The sequence below is a fragment of the Arthrobacter sp. FB24 genome, from assembly GCF_000196235.1.
In the GTDB taxonomy this organism is placed as follows: domain Bacteria; phylum Actinomycetota; class Actinomycetes; order Actinomycetales; family Micrococcaceae; genus Arthrobacter.
Genome location: NC_008541.1, coordinates 2669186 through 2687952 on the forward strand (window position 1 = coordinate 2669186; position 18767 = coordinate 2687952).

Consider the following 18767-nt stretch of genomic DNA (forward strand, 5'->3'; position numbering starts at 1 on the left):
CCGCCGTCGGGGAAGGAGCCCCCGACGAAAAGCTACCCGGTAAACCTACCGTGAAACGGCCCCGACCGACGCCGCAGGCACCCGGCCCGGTGGCCGCCCGAGCATCCTCACGATGCCGGCCACGGCAGCGCGGCCGGCCCGGTTGGCGCCGATGGTGGACGACGACGGCCCGTAACCCACCAGATGAATCCGTTCGTCCGCTGCCACCCGGGTGCCGTCCATAACGATGCCCCCGCCGCTGCTGCGAAGGTGCAGCGGGGCAAGGTGTTCCAGCTCGGCCCGGAATCCGGTCGCCCACAGGATCACATCCGCCGCCAGGAAGGTTCCATCGTCGAGCCGGACGCCGTGGGGCTCTATTGCGGTGAACATCGCGTGCCGGTCCAGGGCGCCGCGCGCGGCGGCCGCCCGCAGCGAAGGGGTCCAGATCAGTCCCGTGGCTGACACCACGCTCTGCGGAGGAAGTCCCTGCCGGACCCGCTCTTCAACGAGCGCGACGGCGTCGTGCCCCGCCTTGCGGTCGAATCCCGCATCGCGCCACACCGGTTCCCGTCGGGTGAACCAGCTCGTGGTGGTCACCTGGGATATCTCGTCGAGCAGGCCGACAGCCGATATGCCGCCGCCAACCACAATGACATGCTTCCCGCGGAATTCCTCTGCCGCCACATAGTCGGCCACGTGCAGCTGCCTGCCCTGGAAGGAGGACTGGCCCGGGTAGATGGGCCAGAACGGCCTGGTCCAGGTGCCTGTGGCATTGATGACCGCCCGCGTGGACCAGTCGCCGGCAGAGGTTTCGATTCTGAGCCGCCCGGAAGGGGCGCCATCTTCCCGGGATACCGAGCGGACTTTCACGGGCCGGACGATGTTCAGTCCGAGTTCTTCCTCGTAGTCCCCGAAGTAGCGTGAAAGGAATCCTGAACTTGGCTCAGCCGGGTCGACTTCCGGCTGGGGAATGCCCGGCAGGTCGCTGATGCCGTTGACGGTGGCCATCCTGAGGCTTTGCCAGCGGTGGCGCCAGGCCCCGCCGGGTCCGGCTTCGGCGTCCAGCACCACGTACGATCCCGCGGAGCCCTGCACGACGGCGGGACCGGCGGTCCTTCCGGCGGGCAGGAAGCCGCGCCGCTGCAAGTGGTAGGCAGCCGACAGACCGGCCTGGCCCGCACCAATCACCACTACATCTGCGGCGTGCAGTTCCGCCGCCTGGGCATATGGGATCCCGGGACCCGCCTAGACCTTTTTGACCACACTGGACTTCAGCTGCATGGGGCCGACGCCGTCCACCTTGCAGTCGATGTCGTGGTCCCCCACGCCGTCCATGAGCCGGATGCCGCGTACTTTCGTCCCCACCTTGATGACTGTGGAGCTTCCCTTGATCTTCAGGTCCTTGATGACAGTCACGGTGTCTCCGTCGGCGAGGACGTTGCCTACCGCGTCCTTGATGACAGCGTCCGCCGCCTCTGGCGTCTCCGAGGTCTCGGCGGACCACTCGTGTGCGCATTCAGGGCAGACCAGCAGCGCTCCCATTTCATAGGTGTACTCACTGGAGCATTCAGGGCAGGGCGGAAGGGATTCGTTCACGCTCCCATATTAGTCGAGCGTTAAACAGCAGAAGCCGCCCGATCGGGCGGCTTCTGCTCTGAAAAAAACAGAGTGGAGCTGAGGGGACTCGAACCCCTGACCCCCTGCATGCCATGCAGGTGCGCTACCAGCTGCGCCACAGCCCCAAACTTTGTTTCTTCCGGATCGATCTCCGTAAGCAACTTGATTATCTTAAACCACAATTGTGTAAGACGCCAATTCGGGTCCGGAACCCTGTACCGGTCCGCCGTAGGTGGTGGTAACGCCGACGGTAAGCGAGGAAAACAGGGCAGGACACAAAAACGTCCGCCGGAATCTTTCGATTCCGGCGGACCCTTGGGTGGAGCTGAGGGGACTCGAACCCCTGACCCCCTGCATGCCATGCAGGTGCGCTACCAGCTGCGCCACAGCCCCGAATTTTCATTGCTCCGGCACCTTCAGTCTTCACTGTAGGGCCCGGTTCTGCGTCCGGATCTCTCCGAAGCAACTCAAATATCTTAGAACAGCCGTTCCGAAAATTCCAAATCGGGCATATTCGGTGGCCGACTCAGGATTACTCGCTGTCCGAGGAGACGGCCGCTTTGGCGGACGTGTCTTCCCCGAGCTGGAGATCCACCACGGGGCAGTCCTTCCACAGGCGCTCCAGGGCATAGAACACGCGGTCTTCCTCGTGCTGGACGTGGATCACGACGTCGGAGTAGTCCAACAGGACCCAGCGTCCGCCGGAACGGCCCTCGCGGCGGACAGGACGGAGATCCTGCTTGCCCAGTTCCTCTTCGATGCCGTCGACGATCGCGTTGACCTGGCGCTCACTGGGTGCAGAGGCAATCAGGAAGACGTCGGCCAGGGCCAGCCGCTCGCTGACGTCCAGGCCAACAATGTCCTGGGCTATTTTGTCCGCTGCAGCGCGCGCGGCGACGCGGGCTATGGCGATGGATGAATCGGTTGCAGTCACGGGACTCCTTGTAGTGGTTTAAAGCTATGTAGGTTCGGCGCCGTTGATGTCGGCGCCGTCATGCGTGAGGATGGCGGCGCGCTGATGCGCCGGTGCGGCGGGTCAGGGCGTCAAGCCGCTGATGATCATGGTGACGCCTGCAATCAGTGCGACGATCCCCAGTGCGAGGACCGCGAGCTGCAGCAGCCGGATACGGTGTGCCCTGCCCAGGCCGGCAGTGACAGCGTCGAGCGGTTCCAGGCCGTAGGCGGTGTTGGCGGCGACACGCGGCTTGTCCACGAAATTCTCGCCGGTTTCAGCAGCCCAGGGCTCACCAGCGGCGGATGCCTGGACTGCCGACGCAGGATCGGCTGCGGCCTGAGCGGCTGCCTCAGCACGGGCAAGCACTCCGGCCCGGCCTGTCGCCGGCCGGGCGGTCCGCTTCGCGGGGCCTGCCTTGCGTGCACCCTTGGTGCCGGCTGGCTGCAGCCGCGGACCGGGGTTGGTGACCACCGGCACGTACGAAGTGGCAGGCTTTTTCATCACCGGCCGGTCAATTCCTGGAACCTTCTCGAACTCCAGCGGCGTGACCATCGCAAGGTTGCTGACGGCTGATGGTTCGGTCTTCGGGTGGGCGGGCTGGCTGGCCTGCTCGGCCAGCTTCTGCTTGGCCATGGCCCGTTTGTTCAGGATGGCGGCACGCTCGGCCAGCGCGATCTGCTCCGCGAGGATCTCCGGGTCCACCGCTTCGGGGTCGTTCGCCGCGATGTGCTCCATCTTGGCAATCTGGTTCCTGGCCTGTTCGGCGATGAGTGACCGCGCCGCGAGTGCCTGTTCCACAGTCATGCCCTCAGGAAGCTTGCTTTCCGCGTTGGCCTCCGGGGAGTCGGCCTGCGGAGCTGCTGCCTGCGAGGCCCCCTTCGGCGACGAGGGCTGCCCTGGCCGGACCTGCGGCGCAGACTGTCCCGGCCGGGCCTGCGGCACGGTGCGCTGGGCGGAAGTGCGGGCTGGCGGGACGATCAGGTTCGCGGCCGTAGCCGGCGCGGCCTCGGCTTGGAGCTGCTGGAGGCGGAGCTGGCGGCGCGTGGGCGGACCGCCACCGGAGAGCCGCTCCTCCTTCTCCGCGAGTTCCTTGATGGTGCGAAGGGCGGCACGGTCGCGCGCCCGGCTTTGCGATGACCGCTCGGATCCCGACGGTGTGCGGACGGAGTCGACGGGGCCGGGAGCCACACGGCGGATGCGGCCGGTGCCATCCTCCCTGGCGGGTGCCGGTGTTCCGTTCCCGGGCGCGTTTGAGGCAGGGGGAACCGGACCCGGGGCAGAGGGCCCCGTGTCCTGGCGTGATTCCGCGCGCTCATCTCTGGCCTGCCGCAATTCGCGGCGGCTGCGGAGGGGAGGCTGTTCCTGGCTCATCTAACAACTCACTCGGTACTGGCTGGTTCGTGTAACTCGGTAAGTGCGGCACTGGGGCCGGGGTCGGCATGCCCGGCGTACAGGCCGTATTTCGCAATATATTGGACCACCCCGTCGGGTACGAGGTACCAGACCGGGTTCCCGGCCGCCACGCGCGTCCTGCAGTCAGTGGAGGAAATCGCCATGGCCGGGACTTCCAGGAGGCTGACGTCTTTCCTGCCCATCCCGTCGAGGACGTGCCCCGGCCGGGTCACACCAACGAAATGCGCTAGCGACCACAATTCATCGATGTTCTTCCAGGACAGGATTTGCGCCATGGCGTCCGCGCCGGTGATGAAGAAAAGGTCCGCATCCGGCCGTTGCGTGCGCAGGTCCCGCAGGGTGTCGATGGTGTAAGTGGGGCCGGGACGGTCCACATCGACCCTGCTGACGGTGAACCTGGGGTTGGACGCCGTGGCAATGACAGTCATCAGGTACCGGTGCTCCGGTTCGCTGACCTTCTTGCTCATCTTCTGCCACGGCTGGCCGGTCGGTACGAATACCACTTCGTCGAGGCCGAACTTCGCCGCAACTTCGCTGGCCGCAACAAGGTGGCCGTGATGGATGGGATCAAATGTCCCACCCATCACACCTAAACGCAGGCGACGCTTGGCGCCACGCCGCTTCAGGACCGCAGTGATGTTAGTGGCCTTGGCCGTGATCGTGCTTGTTCGGGTGCTGGCGGTGGGGGTCCGAGTGCTCTTCGACGGCCTCGTGCCGGTTGCCCAGGTTGCTGTAGGACAGCGTCACGAACATCAGGACCAGCATGATCGCAAAGATCGACACGCCAAAGACCCACGGTTCGGCCCACAGCGGAGCCAGTTCTTCATGTTCGGCGACAGACGCGCCCACCTGCTGCAACAGCATTTTCTCCCCTAAAGAGTTCACACAATGACGACGGCGGTCATTCCCGCCGTTCCGGACTTCTGTTCCATGTTACAGCGTTGCTAGCTGCGAATCTGGCCCTCGCCCTGGACGATCCACTTCGTGGTCGTCAGCTCGGTGAGGCCCATGGGGCCGCGCGCGTGGAGCTTTTGGGTGGAAATGCCCACCTCGGCGCCCAGGCCAAGTTCCCCGCCGTCCGTGAACCTGGTGGACGCGTTGACGATGACCGCTGCCGAGTCAATTTCGGAAATGAAGCGTTCGGCGTTGGCGAGGTCGTTGGTGATGATGGCCTCGGTGTGTCCGGTCGACCACTTGCGGATGTGCTGCACCGCCTCGTCAAGACTGTCCACCATGCCCACCGCGAGATCCAGGTCCATGTACTCGGTGGCCCAGTCCTCATCAGTGGCCGGGACGGATTCAATGGACGCGGGCAAGGCGGCACGGACCCTCTCGTCGGCGTGGAGGGTGACTCCGGCTTTTCGGAGCGCCGCCGCGACGGCCGGCAGGACCGTGGACCCGGAATGCACCAGGAGGGTCTCCACCGTGTTGCAGACGCTGGGCCGCTGGGTCTTGGCGTTGAGCAGGATGTCCACGGCCATGTCTTCACTGGCGGATTCGTCGATGAAGATATGGACGTTGCCCTCGCCCGTCTCGATGACCGGGACGGAGGAGTTGGTGACGACCGTCTGGATCAGGTCCCTGCCGCCGCGGGGAATGAGGACATCCACCCGGCCGCGGGCCCGCATCAGCACATTGGCTCCTTCGCGGCCGAACTGGTCGACCGTCTGGACAGCGTCCGCGGGAAGACCAACGGAGGCGAGGGCATCCCGAAGGACGCGGATGAGGGCCTCGTTGGTGGCCGCCGCGGCCGTGCCGCCCCGCAGGATCACGGCGTTGCCGCTCTTCAGCGCCAGCCCGGCGATGTCCACTGTCACGTTGGGACGGGCCTCATAGATGGCGGCAACGACGCCCATGGGAACATTGACCTGCCGCAACCGCAGGCCGTTGGGAAGCGTCTGGCCGCGAACAACATTTCCCACCGGGTCCGGCAGGCCGGCAAGGTTTTCCAGGGCGGCGGCAAGCGCCTCGATCCTTGCGTCATTAAGAGTGAGCCGGTCAAGCAGTGCCGCGGACGTCCCGTTGGCGCGGCCGGCCTCAACGTCCGTGGCGTTGGCGGCCAGGATCTGCGCCCTGCTGTCGAGCAGGGCGGCGCCGATCGCGCGGAGGCCCTTGTCCTTCCAGGCGCGGTTGGCGCGTGCCATGCTGCGGGCAGCGTGCCGGGATCGATCAGCGATTGCGTGCACGGCAGTCTCGATGTCAGCCGGGGACAGCTGGGCATTTTCCGGCGTGGGAGATGCCTCCGTGGAGTCGTTGGATTTCTCGGCCGCTTGGTGAATCAGTGCCTCAGTCATCATTCAAGTCTAGGCGAATCAGTCCGCTAGACCAGAACCAGGTCATCAACGTGAACAACCTCACGGTCGAAGCCGCGGCCGAGGGACTCCCCCAGTTCCACAGTGGAACGCCCCAGCATTTGCGGCAGTTCGTCCGATGAATAGTTGACCAGCCCGCGGGCGATCACGGTGCCGTCCGGCGAAACCATTTCGACGGCGTCGCCCGATTCAAAGGTGCCTTCGACGGCCGTGATACCGGCCGGGAGCAGCGAAAAGCGGTGGTCACGGACAGCGGTGACGGCACCGTCGTCAAGGAGCAGCCGGCCCTGCACGTGCGCAAGGTGAGCGAGCCACATCATGCGCACCGACTTGCGTCCGCTGTTGACGGAGAACCAGGTTCCGACGTCTTCACCGTTCAGGGCTGCGGCGGCGTTCGCGGTGGAGGTGACCAGTGCGGGGATGCCCGAATCGGCGGCCATCGTGGCGGCCTCCACCTTCGTCTGCATGCCGCCGGTTCCGACACCGGCCTGACCCGGCTTGCCGATGTTGACGCCCTCAAGGTCCTGGGGACCGTCCACCTGGGGAATCCGCTTGGCCCCCTTCGAGGGAGGCCCGTCATAGAGCGAGTCGACGTCGGAGAGCAGCACCAGGGCATCAGCGCGGACCAGGTGCGCCACCAGGGCGGAAAGCCGGTCGTTGTCACCGAAACGGATCTTGTGCGTTGCCACTGTGTCGTTCTCGTTGACCACGGGCACAACGCCCAGGTTCAGGAGCCGGTTCAGTGCACGGAAAGCGTTCATGTGGTGGCTGCGACGCATGAGGTCGTCCGCGGTCAGCAGAACCTGGCTCACGGTCACGCCGTGCGCTGCGAACGCGTGCGTGTAGCGGGCCATTAGGAGGCCCTGGCCGACGCTGGCGGCCGCCTGCTGGGTGGCGAGGTCCCGGGGACGCTTCACCAGGCCAAGGGGGGCAAGGCCTGCCGAGATCGCGCCGGAGGACACGAGGATGATCTCGGTTCCGCCGTTGTGCTTGGCAGCCAGCGCGTCCGAGAGTTCGATCAGCGCCTCTTCGGAGATTCCACCCTTGAGGCTGGTGAGCGACGACGATCCGACCTTGACAACAATGCGGCGTGCCCTGGCGAGCATGCTGCGGTCGTCGGTCCTGGGTTCCTCGATGACAATTGCGGAATTATCGGTCACGTGTGGGGGTTCACTCCTCATTTTCGGTGGTCAGTCCGCTCTCCTGGAGCGGCCGTGCGGCACGGCGCCCGCTGACTGATTCTGTCCAGATCCCGGCCTTGCGCTCGGCTTCCAGCTCTGCCCGGGCCGCTGCCTTGGCGTCGCGGCGTTCCTGCTGCTCGTCTCGCTTCTGGCCGCGGGTGGGGCGGTCTCCGATGTCGGCGAAGCGCACGTCGGTGCCGCGGGGCGAGGCGAGCAGTTCGGCGCCGGCCATCATGGTGGGCTCCCAGTCGAAGACCACGCCGTCGTCTTCACCGATCACTACGGTGTCGCCGGGCTTGGCGCCCTGCTTGAACAGCTCGTTTTCCACGCCCAGTTTTGCCAGGCGGTCGGCGAGGTAGCCGATGGCTTCCTCGTTGGTGAAGTCGGTCTGCTTGACCCAGCGCACGGGCTTGTCGCCCAGGACGCGGAACAGCGGCTCGAGGTTCTTTTCCTCGCGGCGGATCTTGAAGCCGGCCTCGTTGACCGCACGGGGGCGCAGTACGGGCGCGTGCACCTTCGGCGGGGTGGCGGCCACGGCGTCGCGGGCCGCCTTGACGATCTCCGCCATGGCGAAGCCAAGCTGGCGCAGGCCCTCGTGGCTCGTCGCGGAGATCTCAAACACCCGGTAGCCGCGGGACTCAAGCTCGGGCCGGACGAATTCGGCCATGTCCTTGCCGTCAGGCAGGTCTACCTTGTTCAAGGCAACCAGCCGGGGCCGGTGGTTCAGCGGGACGACCTCGCCGTCGGTGCCGGCGTAACTCATGTCAACCGCGTATTTTTCGAGTTCTGCTTCGATGATCGCCAGGTCGGAGAGCGGATCGCGGTCAGCTTCGAGCGTACCGCAGTCCAAAACGTGAACCAAAGCTGCGCAGCGTTCCACGTGCCGCAGGAAGTGGTGGCCCAGGCCCTTGCCTTCGCTGGCCCCTTCAATGAGGCCGGGCACGTCTGCGATCGTGAAGCGCACGTCGCCGGCCTGGACGACACCAAGGTTGGGGATGAGTGTAGTGAAGGGGTAATCGGCGATCTTGGGACGGGCAGCGGACATGGCCGCGATCAGGCTGGACTTGCCGGCGGACGGGAATCCCACGAGGGCGATGTCCGCAATGGACTTCAGTTCCAGGACGATGTCGCTGGACTCGCCTTCGATGCCGAGCAGGGCGAAGCCGGGGGCGCGGCGCTTCTGCGAGGAGAGTGCGGCGTTGCCCAATCCGCCCGGTCCGCCTGCGGCCGCGATGAACTCGGTGCCTTCGCCGACCAGGTCGGCGAGGACGCGGCCGTCCTTGGTCTTGACGACGGTGCCTTCCGGAACGGGAAGGATGAGCGTCTCGCCGTTTTTGCCACCGCGCCAGTCGCCCATGCCGGGTCCGCCGTTGGTGGCGTGGCGGTGGGGTGCGTGGTGGTAGTCCAGCAGCGTGGTGGTCTGGGGGTCAACACGCAGGATGACGTCGCCGCCATCACCGCCGTTGCCGCCGTCGGGACCGCCCAGGGGTTTGAACTTTTCGCGGTGGACGGAGACACAGCCGTGACCGCCGGTACCGCCGGATACGTGCAGTACTACCCGGTCTACAAAGCTCGCCACGTGAATCTCCTCTATTGCTTAACCTGACCGTCTTGGACGCCCAAATTGATTGTAATGCGGTTAAAAGAACAGTGGAGCGGGCCATCATGGCCCGCTCCACCGGTTTGGATCTTGTTGTTACTCTGCAGCTGCAGCAGCAACGATGTTCACGACTCGACGTCCGCGGCGGGTACCGAATTCAACGGCGCCGGGGGTCAGTGCGAACAGGGTGTCGTCGCCGCCGCGTCCAACGCCGGCACCCGGGTGGAAGTGGGTGCCACGCTGGCGGACGATGATCTCGCCTGCGGAAACTACCTGGCCGCCGAAGCGCTTGACGCCGAGGTACTGGGCGTTGGAGTCACGACCGTTGCGAGTGGAACTCGCGCCTTTTTTATGTGCCATTTGAAATGCCTGCCTTAAAATTCTGGGGAATCTGCTGAAAACCTGAAAAGTAACGGAAGGTTACTTGATACCGGTGATCTTGACCTTGGTCAGTTCCTGACGGTGACCCTGGCGCTTCTTGTACCCGGTCTTGTTCTTGAACTTCTGGATGACGATCTTCGGACCACGAAGGTCCTGAAGGATCTCAGCCGTAACCGTTACCTTGGCCAGGTCCGCAGCGGCAGACGTGACTTTGTCACCGTCTACCAGGAGCAGTGCGGGCAACTCAATGGTGCTGCCGGCTCCACCGGGGACGCGGTTCAGGGTAACGAAGTCTCCAACGGAAACCTTCTCTTGGCGGCCGCCTGCGCGGACAATCGCGTACACCACTGGGGAACTCACTTCTCTCGACGTTTATTACTAGATTTGCGTGCGGAACCTGGGTCCAATTGTTTGGCCTGGTTCACGCTGTGCCTCAACGCCGGTGGGTTCCCCGGGGGAACCCATGAGTTATCCAAGGAACAATGCCATCTGGAATTCCAAACGGACCGTTCTGAGGTTATAACCCAAGTGTTGGCGTAAGCACCGAAGATCTAGAATACGCTAATTTTGCCTTCGGCCGCAAATGAGGCTGACTCCGGTGGTAGTACGTGATAGGCGCCACTCTGCTCAAAACAGACTGTTGCCGCAACGACTTCCGGAACCGTGCCCCACTATCGTACCGGCTCGGGAATGCTTTGCGGTGCAGCGTGAAGCCTCGGCGCGTCGAAGAATTCCACCTCGTACCGGCACGACTGCCGGAAGGCCACCCGCATGGCTTGCCGCTCCGCGTCAGACGCGGCACGGGCAGCGTCGTCGGCAATGCGCACCGCCTGCCGGGTGGCGGCGGCAAACCCTTCGTCCGCGTAGGTGCGGAGCCATTCGGCGTACGGGTGGTCCGGGGCCGACCCGGCAGCAAGGAACTGCCCGTGCAGGGTGGCACCCACCTCTGCATACAGCCAGAAGCATGGGAGCACAGCGGCGACGAGTACCCCGTAGCTGCCTGAAACGGATGAGGCCAGCAAGTGGTCCACGTAGGACTTCGTAACCGGTCCGAGTGCGGTGTCCACGTTCCGTGTGCTGAGCCATGTCCGGTGCAGTTCGGACTCGACTTCAAGGCATTGCTGTGCCGACCGCGCCCAGAACAGCTGTTCCACCTCGGTCGGGGCAATGGCGGCGGCGCGCGAAAGTACCCGGGAATAGCCGTTCAGGTAGATGGCATCCTGGGCAAGGTAATAGGCGAAGTGCTGCTCGGTGAGGGAGCCGTCGGCCAGGCCGCGGATGAAGTCGAGCTCGTAGACGGCGTCCAGGTCCGGCCCGGCATCTTGCCAGAGCACCGCTGCGAACCGGCCTTCGGGGGGCGCATCACTTCCTTTGGGGGCCAGGTGGTGGAAATGGTGCACCGGGCCGTTGCCTGTTCCCACGTCCAAGGCGCCGGCTTCCCGGAGCGCCCCCTGCAACCATGGCTTCACTGTCCGCAAGGATTCCTCCCAGTCCCCCAGCCTCGCCTGCGCGGTGGCCATTGCCGAGGACAGGGAGCAGCCGGTGCCGTGGCTGTTCATGGTATCGATCCGCTCGCCGGGTACAACCACAACGTCCTGGGCGAGCAGCCCTGCCGTGTTGACCAGCGCGTCAGGGCACTCCCCGCCGTCGAGGTGTCCGCCCTTGACGAGCACAGTGGCGCCGGTCCGGGCGGCGAGGCGCTTCCCCTGGGCGAGTGCCGCCTCCCAGTCGTCCGCGAGCGGTTCGTTGAGGAGCATCGCCAGTTCCGCCAGGTTGGGAGTGACGAGGTCGGCGAGGGGCAGGAGTTCGCGCAGTGCCGCCTCGGCCGCCTCCTGCAGGAGCCTGTCCCCGCTGGTGGCGACCATCACGGGGTCAAGAACCACGACGGCGGGACGGGCCTTCTCCAGCCAGCTGCGGACAGCGGCGATCACCGAAGAGTCACCCAGCATGCCGATCTTGACGGCGTCAATGCTGATGTCGTCGCTGATGGCTTCAAGCTGGGCCGTCAGGAAATCCGCCGGGGGCACGTGCACGGCACGAACGCCACGGGTGTTCTGCGCCGTCAGGGCGGTGATGGCAGCCATGCCGTATCCGCCGTTTGCGGCAATGCTTTTGAGGTCGGCCTGGATCCCCGCCCCGCCGGACGGATCGGAGCCGGCGATGGCCAGGACCCGGGGCGTACTGCGCAGGACAGTGCCGCCCGGTGATGATTCGCGGGCGACTTCGGAGGCAGGGGTGGGCAGGAATGATGAGGCCAAAGGAGACATCCCTTCGCCGGTGCTAACCGGACAGGTTCAACGGGTGTGGATCTCAGCCGGCCCTGTGCGCGGCACCCCGTGTCAGTCCCCTAGCCTAGCTGTTCCACCGCAACGAACTCACGGGCACGGCCCGAAACCGGCGTATTGCTACGCCAGTCCCGGACCGCACCCGCGATGTCAGCGTGTGGGACCGTGGTGCTGTGGGATCAGAGCTCGGAGGCCGGTACTCCCACACCCAGGATGATCGGCTCGCTGGCCGGTGCCTTGGCGGGCACATCCTTCTTCGCCGGCTCGGGAGCCTTTGCCTCATGGGTGTGCCCTGACGCGGCCACAGGAGCAGTTTCGTGGTGTTCCACGGACGTCTCGTTGGCTGCGCCCTGGGCGCGGCTGGCACTCCGGTGACGGCGGGGACGGCGCGCCCGGCCCTGGACCGCAGTGTGGTCGGTGTAGTCGGCTTCAGCAGCGGGTGCTGCCGGGGCCTGGACCGACGGCACACGGGCGGGTGCCTCGACCGGCGCCTGGGCGGACGGAGCCTGCTGCTCAGCCGGTGACGCCGGAGCCTCAGCAGCTGCAGGCTCACCCAGGTGCGCGAAAGCCTCAGCGAGCCGGTCGAGAGTCAGGGCGGCTCCGGACGCGGGTGCTTCGCCGGCATGCTCAACAAACGGCAGTGCCACCTTTTCGCCACCGAAGGTCAGAACGGCCGCGGGCCGTCCTGCGGCTGCTGCTTCAGATTCCGACACCTTGGCCGGCCTTGCCGTGGCGGGCTGGGTGGTGGACGGCTGGGCCGCCCCTTCCCCGGCCGTCGCTCCGGCTTGCCCGGAAGGAGCCTGCGCGGCGAGTGCCTGGCCGACAGCCTGTGCGGCACTTGCCTGTGCGGCGGCCGCCGGGGCTGCATGGCCCGTCTCGGAGTCATGCAGGTGGGCGGCGTGTGCTGCCGCAGCGATGTTGGCCAGGGCAACGCGGGTCGCTTCAGCCTTGGCGTGGCGTTCGGCTTCGGTGGGCTCGTGGTGCACCGGGGCCGGCGTCAACGGAACAGCCTCGGAGGCCGGCTGGCCGCCCTTGCCGCGGCGGCGGCTCTTGCGCTCCGTCCGGGGAGGCTGCTGGGCTTCCGTCCGCTGCACGTGGTGCTCGGCGGCAACAGTGTTGGCCCGGCGGTGTTCCACCGGCTCGTCGTGGGTGACGATGCCGCGGCCGGCGCAGGCCTCGCACTGCTCGCCGAAGACCTCCAGCAGCCCGGTGCCCATGCGCTTGCGGGTCATCTGCACCAGGCCCAGCGAGGTCACTTCCGCAACCTGGTGCTTGGTCCGGTCGCGTCCGAGGCACTCCACCATGCGGCGCAGCACAAGGTCGCGGTTGGATTCGAGCACCATGTCGATGAAGTCGATGACGATGATGCCGCCGATGTCGCGCAGCCGCAGTTGGCGCACCACTTCTTCAGCCGCTTCCAGGTTGTTCTTGGTGACGGTTTCCTCCAGGTTGCCGCCGCTGCCGGTGAACTTACCGGTGTTTACGTCCACCACGGTCATGGCTTCGGTGCGGTCGATCACGAGGGAGCCGCCGGAGGGCAGGAAGACCTTGCGGTCCAGGGCCTTGTGGATCTGCTCGTCGATGCGCCAGGCCGCGAAGATGTCCGTGTCCTTGGTCCACTTTTCGAGCCGCCCCACCAGGTCCGGTGCCACGTACGTCACGTACGCCTCGATGGTGTCCCAGGCTTCCTCGCCGGAGACGATCAGCTTGGAGAAGTCCTCGTTGAAGACGTCCCGGACCACCTTGATGGTGAGATCCGGTTCGCCGTAGAGGAGCTCCGGAGCAAGGATCTTCGTGGACGTGGCCTGGCTTTCAATGCCTTCCCATTGGGCACGCAAGCGGTTGATGTCGTGCGTCAGTTCTTCCTCGGACGCGCCCTCGGCAGCGGTGCGGACGATCACACCGGCGTCTTCCGGCAGGCGGTCCTTGAGGATCCGCTTAAGGCGGTTGCGCTCGACGTCGGGCAGCTTCCGGGAGATGCCGGTCATGGATCCGCCGGGAACGTACACGAGGTACCGGCCGGGCAGCGAGATCTGGCTGGTCAGGCGTGCACCCTTGTGGCCGACCGGATCCTTGGTGACCTGGACCAGCACGGAGTCGCCGGATTTCAGCGCGTTCTCGATCCGGCGCTGCTTGCCTTCGAGGTTGACGGCGTCCCAGTTGACTTCACCGGCGTAGAGGACTGCGTTGCGTCCGCGTCCGATGTCCACGAAAGCGGCTTCCATGGAAGGCAGCACGTTCTGGACCTTGCCCAGGTAGACGTTGCCGATCAGGGAGTCCTGCTGGGTCTTGGAAACGAAGTGCTCAGCCAGGACGCCGTCCTCCAGGACACCGATCTGGATTCTGTCGTCGCGCTGGCGAACGATCATCTGGCGGTCCACCGACTCCCGGCGGGCCAGGAACTCGGCCTCGGTGATGACAGTACGGCGCCTGCCGGTGTCGCGGGATTCGCGGCGGCGCTGCTTCTTGGCCTCAAGCCGGGTGGAACCCTTGACGGACGTGACGCGGTTGTTGACCGGCGCCTCGCTGATGGCCCGGGGTGCACGGACCCGGGTCACCGTGTTGGGCGGGTCGTCGTCTCCCCCGCCCGTCAGTTCGAGGTCCTGGTCACCGCGGCGGCGGCGACGACGACGGCGGGAGGTAACGCCGTCGTCCGCGGTCCGGGTGGATTCCTCATCCGAGTCCTCGTCGCCCGCTGCGCCTTCGGCGGATTCGGCGGATTCGGCCTCACCGGCAGTTTCCCGGTCGGTCACACGGCTGCGGCCACGGCGTCCGCGGCTGCGGCGCCGACGGGAGCCGCCTGCGTCTACCTCTTCGGTGTCCTCTTCCGTGTCTTCCTCGTCGTTTTCCTTTGCCACGGCAGGCGCGGCTGCCGGACGGACCACGGTGCTCAGGTCCGGTGCCTGGAAAATCATGGACGTCACCGAACCGGGCTCGAGGAAGAGCGCGCCGACGGGACTGGCGGCTTCGGCTGCCGCGGGCTGCTCAGTGGCAGCCACGGGAGCGGCGGGTTCCTGGACTTCTGTTTCCTGGGCTGCGGCAACCACTTCTTCTTCAGCTGCCGGCTCGGCAACGGCCGCAACATCCCGGGCCTCGGTACCCAGGGTGACGGCAGGCTCGGCGGCCTGGGGGGCTTCGGCGGCTTTCGCGGGGGCCTTGGCGCGCGAGGCCCGGCGACGGACGGGCTTTTCGACGACTTCTGCCGTCCCTACTGCCTCCCCTGCGGGTGCAGTGTCGGCCTGCACCGCGTCCACGGGGGCGGCGGAGTCATCGGCAAAAACCGGAAGCGGTTCGGCGGGCTCCACCTTCTTGCGTGAACGGCTGCGGCGCACCGGGGACTTTTCCTCCGCGGCGGCATCGGCTGCGGGAGCTTCCGCGGGAGCTGCCTCCGCTTCGACGGCTTCCGCCTTCGGGGCGGCCTTGCGCCTGGTGCGGACGGCCCTCTTGGGCGCTTGGGGCGCTGCAGCCTCTTCGCTGGCAGCTGCTTCTTCATTAACGGCTAGAACCTGGTCATTATCCATATGTGGCGACACTCCTGCCCCTGACGCACCGCCACATCCGGCACCCATTGGGGCACATATTGTCAAAACCCGCAGGCGTTGACAGAAGTCAATTGGATACCCTCAGGTTCGCACCGGCAGTGGGGTGCGGCAGCCCTGGAGGGCCGGCGACGTTGTTCTGAAACCCGTTGTTCCTCAAAGCCACAACCAGGTGCCGTCCAATGGCATTGCCGGGAGGCCGGGATCAATCGTGGATCCGGAGCGTGCCCTGCTCATCATTGGCGGTCTTACAAACAAGCCACCGGACCGGAATCCGAATGTGGATCGTATTCCAGCCAGCTTCATTCTCTCATACGCTCACTCAAACGAGGAGGAAGCGGCGCAGGCAGGCGGATAATCAGGGCACGGCCGCGCGGACTCTGTGCGGCCCGCCCAGTCTCCGGCGTTACAATCAGGGCGAGGAGCCCTCGAGAAAAAGGACGCAACATCCCATGCCCAGCATCTCCCATTCCATGCAGAACAACGTGGTGGACGGCGACCTCCGCGAGCGTGCAGCGGCCCAGGAAGGCCTGCCTCCCATGACCCGGGACAAACCGTTCGGCTGGCTTCTGGTCATTACAGGCGTTATCGGCTGGCTCGCCTCCGGCGCCCTGGTCCTGGAAAAGCTCGCAGTTCTAAAGGATCCGAACCACGTCACGGCCTGCGACGTCAATCCGTGGGTCTCCTGCGGCGCCGTCATGCAGACCTGGCAGAGTTCCCTCTTCGGCTTCCCCAACATGTTCATCGGCATCGTGGCCTTTGCGGTGGTGATCACCACCGGCATGGCGGTCCTTTCCGGCGCAAAGTTTGCCCGCTGGTACTGGCTTGGCCTGCAAGCGGGCGTCACGCTTGGCTTTGCCTTCGTGGTGTGGCTGTGGTCGCAGGCGCTGTACTCCATCCACATCCTGTGCCCGTTCTGCATGGTGGTCTGGGCAGCGATGATTCCGCTCTTTGTGTGGGTAACGGTCCGGAACATCACGCACGGAGTGATCAAGGTTCCGGCCGGCCCCGCGAAGGTCGTCGGAGACTCCGGCTGGATTGCCGTAGCCCTGCTGTACGTGGGCGTCATCGCCACCATCTTCTTTGCCTTCATCCAGGTGTTCATCGGAACCTCCGGGTACTAAAGCCAAAGAAGAAGCGCGAACGTACAGTTGAGGCCCCCTTTTCCGAAGAGAAGGGGGCCTCAACTATACGTTCGCGCTTAAGGCAGGTGCCTAAGTGTCCGTTCGCGCCGGTGGCTGTTAGTCCTGGAACCAGATCTTGATCTCGCGTTCGGCGGACTCGACGGAGTCTGAACCGTGGACCAGGTTCTGCTGGACCTTCAGGCCCCAGTCGCGGCCGAAGTCACCGCGGATGGTGCCGGGCGCCGCGGTCGTCGGGTCCGTTGTACCGGCGAGCGAGCGGAAGCCCTCAATCACGCGGTGGCCCTCGAAGATTGCGGCGACAACCGGCCCGCTGAGCATAAACTCGACGAGCGGCTCGTAGAACGGCTTGCCTACGTGCTCCTCGTAGTGCTGCTCCAGCAGTTCGCGGCTGGCGTCGACCTTCTTGAGCTCGGTGAGGGTGTAGCCCTTGGCTTCAATCCGGCCGAGGATGGCGCCGGTCAGGTTGCGGGTCACGCAGTCTGGCTTGATCAGGACGAGGGTGCGCTCAATGCTCACAGCTGCTCCAATGTGGTTGGTGTGGGGTTCGGAATAAGTCTAGTTGGTTTCGCCGTCAGGGTGGGCGGCGTCCCATTCGGCCTGTTCGCGTTCGCGCTGGGCGGACTCGCGGTCAATCCGGATGCCGGTCCTAATGCCGTACCACCAGGCAACGGCAAAGAGGATTCCCACCACGAACATCATGGGTTCAATGAATCCGGTGAAGATCAGGACGAGCTGCAGGATCCACCCCAGCGCCACACCCCACGGCTTGGACAGCACCGCACAGGTGAACACCAGCACCAGGCTCAGGACAATGCCCACCGAGAGGATCACGGCCGGCGGGAACTCGTCGCGGCGGAGTCCAAAGACCGCCAGCGTGGCGAAGAACGCGACGAACCCTTCGAGAACCAGGACCGTGGAGGCGAACATGACTTTGGTGGAGCGCCGCTTCTTGGGCATGCCGGGCCGCCACTCCCGCTGCGCCTTTGTGAGTCGGGCCATGGTCAGGCATCCGCCTTTCCGAGCAGGATCCGGGCTTCCGCCACGAGCGTGATGGAGCCGGTCACCAGGACGCCGCCGGCGAGGTCCTCGTTGGCTTCAGCGTGCTCCACGGCCCACTCCAGGGCATCGTCGAGTTTTTCGGCAACATGGATGTTGTCCTCGCCGAATCCGAGATCCAGCGCAATTTCCGCGAGGTCCTCGGCCGGCACTGCCCGGGGCGAGTTGGACTGGGTGAAGCAGTATTCGGCGGCGAGGTCGCCCAGGGACTCCTTGAGCTGCCGAAGGATCTCTTCGGCGTCCTTTTCCTTCAGAACGCCAACCACTACCACCAGTTTGGTGAAGCTGAAGGCTTCGTGGATAGCCTCCGCTGAAACCCGGATCCCCTCCGGGTTGTGGGCGGCATCCACAATGATGGTCGGGGCGGTCCGGAGCACTTCGAGCCGGCCCGGTGACGTGACCGACGCAAACGCTTCCTGGAGGACCTCGGGGTCAAGCGCTTTCTCTCCGCCAAAGAACGCCTCGAGCGCGGCAATTGCGACGGCGGCGTTCTCCGCCTGGTGAGCTCCGTGCAGGGGCACCAGGAGTTCCTCGTACCGTCCGGCCAGGCCCTGGATGGTCACCATCTGGCCGCCAACGGCAACCGTCCGGGACTCGACGCCGAATTCCACGCCTTCGAAGCGGTAGGGCACCTGCACTTCCCGGGCCTTCTCGAGCAGCACCTGGGCGGCGCCCACCGGCTGTGCGGCGCTGACCAGGAAGCCTCCCGGCTTGATGATGCCGGCCTTCTCGTAAGCGATGTCTTCCGTGGTGTCGCCAAGGAGGTCCGTGTGGTCCAGTGAAATGGGAGTCACCACGGCCACCTGGCCGTCACCGACGTTCGTGGCGTCGGTGATACCGCCCAGGCCCACTTCCATGACGGCGACGTTGACCGGCTGGTCAGCGAAGATCGCGAAGGCCAGGATGGTCAGGCACTCGAAGTAGGTCAGCCGGGGCTGGCCCTCAGCTTCAAGTTCGCTGTCCACGATCCGGAGGTAAGGGCGGATTTCGTCCCAGATCCGGACGAAGGTCTCATCCGGCACGGGGGCGCCGTCGATGCTGATCCGCTCGGTGACCTTCGACAGGTGGGGGCTGGTGTACCGCCCGGTGCTTAGCCCGTGCGCGCGGAGCCCCGCTTCGATCATGCGTGCCGTGGACGTTTTGCCGTTGGTGCCGGTGATGTGGATGATCGGGAACGCCTTGTTGGGCTCCCCCAGCACGTCCATGGCACGGAAGAGCGGCGCAAGGCGCGGCTCCATTTTGTTTTCCGGCGCCCGGCCCAGCAGCTCGGCGTAGACGCTCTCTACGGAAAATTCGTCAGTCAT

Annotated in this window: 17 protein-coding genes, 2 tRNA genes and 1 riboswitch; of the genes, 1 reads left to right on the top strand and 18 read right to left on the bottom strand. The window is 65.5% G+C overall.

Translation table 11 applies throughout. The features are described 5' to 3' along the window. Positions 1-45: 45 nt before the first annotated feature. The 15 genes from ARTH_RS12040 to ARTH_RS12110 form a co-directional block, all read right to left on the bottom strand. Positions 46-1170: an NAD(P)-binding domain-containing protein gene (locus ARTH_RS12040; protein ID WP_011692224.1), complete on the bottom strand. Its 1125-nt coding sequence runs from the start codon at positions 1168-1170 to the stop codon at positions 46-48. Between the two features lie 54 nt (positions 1171-1224). Next, positions 1225-1575 carry a zinc ribbon domain-containing protein YjdM gene (locus tag ARTH_RS12045; RefSeq protein WP_011692225.1) on the bottom strand — a complete coding sequence of 117 codons (351 nt, stop codon included), beginning with the start codon at positions 1573-1575 and terminating at the stop codon, positions 1225-1227. 73 nt (positions 1576-1648) lie between these two features. After that, positions 1649-1721: transfer RNA gene (locus tag ARTH_RS12050), tRNA-Ala, on the bottom strand. Between the two features lie 195 nt (positions 1722-1916). Beyond that, positions 1917-1989 (bottom strand) — tRNA-Ala (locus ARTH_RS12055). A 139-nt stretch (positions 1990-2128) separates the two neighbouring features. Next, positions 2129-2530 carry a ribosome silencing factor gene (rsfS, locus tag ARTH_RS12060; RefSeq protein WP_011692226.1) on the bottom strand — a complete coding sequence of 134 codons (402 nt, stop codon included), beginning with the start codon at positions 2528-2530 and terminating at the stop codon, positions 2129-2131. Between the two features lie 102 nt (positions 2531-2632). Further along, the gene (locus ARTH_RS12065) at positions 2633-3922 is read right to left on the bottom strand and encodes a hypothetical protein (RefSeq protein ID WP_011692227.1); all 1290 of its coding nucleotides are present in this window, start codon (positions 3920-3922) and stop codon (positions 2633-2635) included. An 8-nt stretch (positions 3923-3930) separates the two neighbouring features. Continuing rightward, positions 3931-4548, bottom strand: coding sequence for a nicotinate-nucleotide adenylyltransferase (gene nadD, locus ARTH_RS12070; RefSeq protein WP_011692228.1), 618 nt, complete (start codon positions 4546-4548; stop codon positions 3931-3933). Positions 4549-4603: 55 nt separating this feature from the next. Then, positions 4604-4828 (bottom strand): hypothetical protein, encoded by a 225-nt coding sequence (locus ARTH_RS12075; protein ID WP_011692229.1) that lies wholly within the window; start codon positions 4826-4828, stop codon positions 4604-4606. Between the two features lie 80 nt (positions 4829-4908). Continuing rightward, the gene (locus ARTH_RS12080; RefSeq protein WP_043429831.1) at positions 4909-6258 is read right to left on the bottom strand and encodes a glutamate-5-semialdehyde dehydrogenase; all 1350 of its coding nucleotides are present in this window, start codon (positions 6256-6258) and stop codon (positions 4909-4911) included. 26 nt (positions 6259-6284) lie between these two features. Then, positions 6285-7382, bottom strand: coding sequence for a glutamate 5-kinase (gene proB / locus ARTH_RS12085; protein WP_052309786.1), 1098 nt, complete (start codon positions 7380-7382; stop codon positions 6285-6287). Positions 7383-7446: 64 nt separating this feature from the next. Then, positions 7447-9036: a GTPase ObgE gene (obgE, locus tag ARTH_RS12090; protein ID WP_011692232.1), complete on the bottom strand. Its 1590-nt coding sequence runs from the start codon at positions 9034-9036 to the stop codon at positions 7447-7449. A 117-nt stretch (positions 9037-9153) separates the two neighbouring features. Then, a complete protein-coding gene (rpmA, locus tag ARTH_RS12095) occupies positions 9154-9417 on the bottom strand; it encodes a 50S ribosomal protein L27 (RefSeq protein WP_009372867.1) in 264 nt (87 codons plus the stop codon). 60 nt (positions 9418-9477) lie between these two features. Continuing rightward, the gene (rplU, locus tag ARTH_RS12100; protein WP_011692233.1) at positions 9478-9786 is read right to left on the bottom strand and encodes a 50S ribosomal protein L21; all 309 of its coding nucleotides are present in this window, start codon (positions 9784-9786) and stop codon (positions 9478-9480) included. 323 nt (positions 9787-10109) lie between these two features. Continuing rightward, on the bottom strand, positions 10110-11705 hold the full coding sequence (locus tag ARTH_RS12105) for a bifunctional hydroxymethylpyrimidine kinase/phosphomethylpyrimidine kinase (protein WP_011692234.1): 1596 nt from the start codon (positions 11703-11705) through the stop codon (positions 10110-10112). Beyond that, positions 11688-11785, bottom strand: a riboswitch (TPP riboswitch). (Overlaps the previous gene by 18 nt.) A 117-nt stretch (positions 11786-11902) precedes the next feature. After that, positions 11903-15244, bottom strand: coding sequence for an Rne/Rng family ribonuclease (locus ARTH_RS12110; RefSeq protein ID WP_011692235.1), 3342 nt, complete (start codon positions 15242-15244; stop codon positions 11903-11905). A gap of 470 nt (positions 15245-15714) precedes the next feature. Here ARTH_RS12110 and ARTH_RS12115 point away from each other — a divergent pair, with 470 nt between their 5' ends. After that, positions 15715-16386 carry a vitamin K epoxide reductase family protein gene (locus ARTH_RS12115; protein ID WP_011692236.1) on the top strand — a complete coding sequence of 224 codons (672 nt, stop codon included), beginning with the start codon at positions 15715-15717 and terminating at the stop codon, positions 16384-16386. Positions 16387-16503: 117 nt separating this feature from the next. On the opposite strand, the gene ndk is transcribed toward ARTH_RS12115, so the two are convergent. From ndk to ARTH_RS12130, 3 genes are read right to left on the bottom strand one after another with little or no spacing between them, the layout of a single operon-like run. After that, positions 16504-16923: a nucleoside-diphosphate kinase gene (ndk, locus tag ARTH_RS12120; RefSeq protein ID WP_011692237.1), complete on the bottom strand. Its 420-nt coding sequence runs from the start codon at positions 16921-16923 to the stop codon at positions 16504-16506. A gap of 39 nt (positions 16924-16962) precedes the next feature. Further along, positions 16963-17406 (bottom strand): DUF4233 domain-containing protein, encoded by a 444-nt coding sequence (locus ARTH_RS12125; RefSeq protein WP_043429833.1) that lies wholly within the window; start codon positions 17404-17406, stop codon positions 16963-16965. Positions 17407-17408: 2 nt separating this feature from the next. Beyond that, positions 17409-18767, bottom strand: a complete 1359-nt coding sequence (locus ARTH_RS12130; protein ID WP_011692239.1) for a bifunctional folylpolyglutamate synthase/dihydrofolate synthase — start codon at positions 18765-18767, stop codon at positions 17409-17411.

Excerpts from the sequence above, each read along its gene's own strand:
- ARTH_RS12065 (WP_011692227.1), bottom strand. The coding sequence starts at position 3,922 with ATGAGCCAGGAACAGCCTCCCCTCCGCAGCCGCCGCGAATTGCGGCAG.
- nadD (WP_011692228.1), bottom strand. The coding sequence starts at position 4,548 with ATGGGTGGGACATTTGATCCCATCCATCACGGCCACCTTGTTGCGGCC.
- ARTH_RS12075 (WP_011692229.1), bottom strand. The coding sequence starts at position 4,828 with ATGCTGTTGCAGCAGGTGGGCGCGTCTGTCGCCGAACATGAAGAACTG.
- ARTH_RS12080 (WP_043429831.1), bottom strand. The coding sequence starts at position 6,258 with ATGACTGAGGCACTGATTCACCAAGCGGCCGAGAAATCCAACGACTCC.
- proB (WP_052309786.1), bottom strand. The coding sequence starts at position 7,382 with ATGCTCGCCAGGGCACGCCGCATTGTTGTCAAGGTCGGATCGTCGTCG.
- rpmA (WP_009372867.1), bottom strand. The coding sequence starts at position 9,417 with ATGGCACATAAAAAAGGCGCGAGTTCCACTCGCAACGGTCGTGACTCC.
- ARTH_RS12105 (WP_011692234.1), bottom strand. The coding sequence starts at position 11,705 with ATGTCTCCTTTGGCCTCATCATTCCTGCCCACCCCTGCCTCCGAAGTC.
- ARTH_RS12110 (WP_011692235.1), bottom strand. The coding sequence starts at position 15,244 with ATGGATAATGACCAGGTTCTAGCCGTTAATGAAGAAGCAGCTGCCAGC.
- ARTH_RS12115 (WP_011692236.1), top strand. The coding sequence starts at position 15,715 with ATGCCCAGCATCTCCCATTCCATGCAGAACAACGTGGTGGACGGCGAC.
- ARTH_RS12125 (WP_043429833.1), bottom strand. The coding sequence starts at position 17,406 with ATGGCCCGACTCACAAAGGCGCAGCGGGAGTGGCGGCCCGGCATGCCC.
- ARTH_RS12130 (WP_011692239.1), bottom strand. The coding sequence starts at position 18,767 with ATGACTGACGAATTTTCCGTAGAGAGCGTCTACGCCGAGCTGCTGGGC.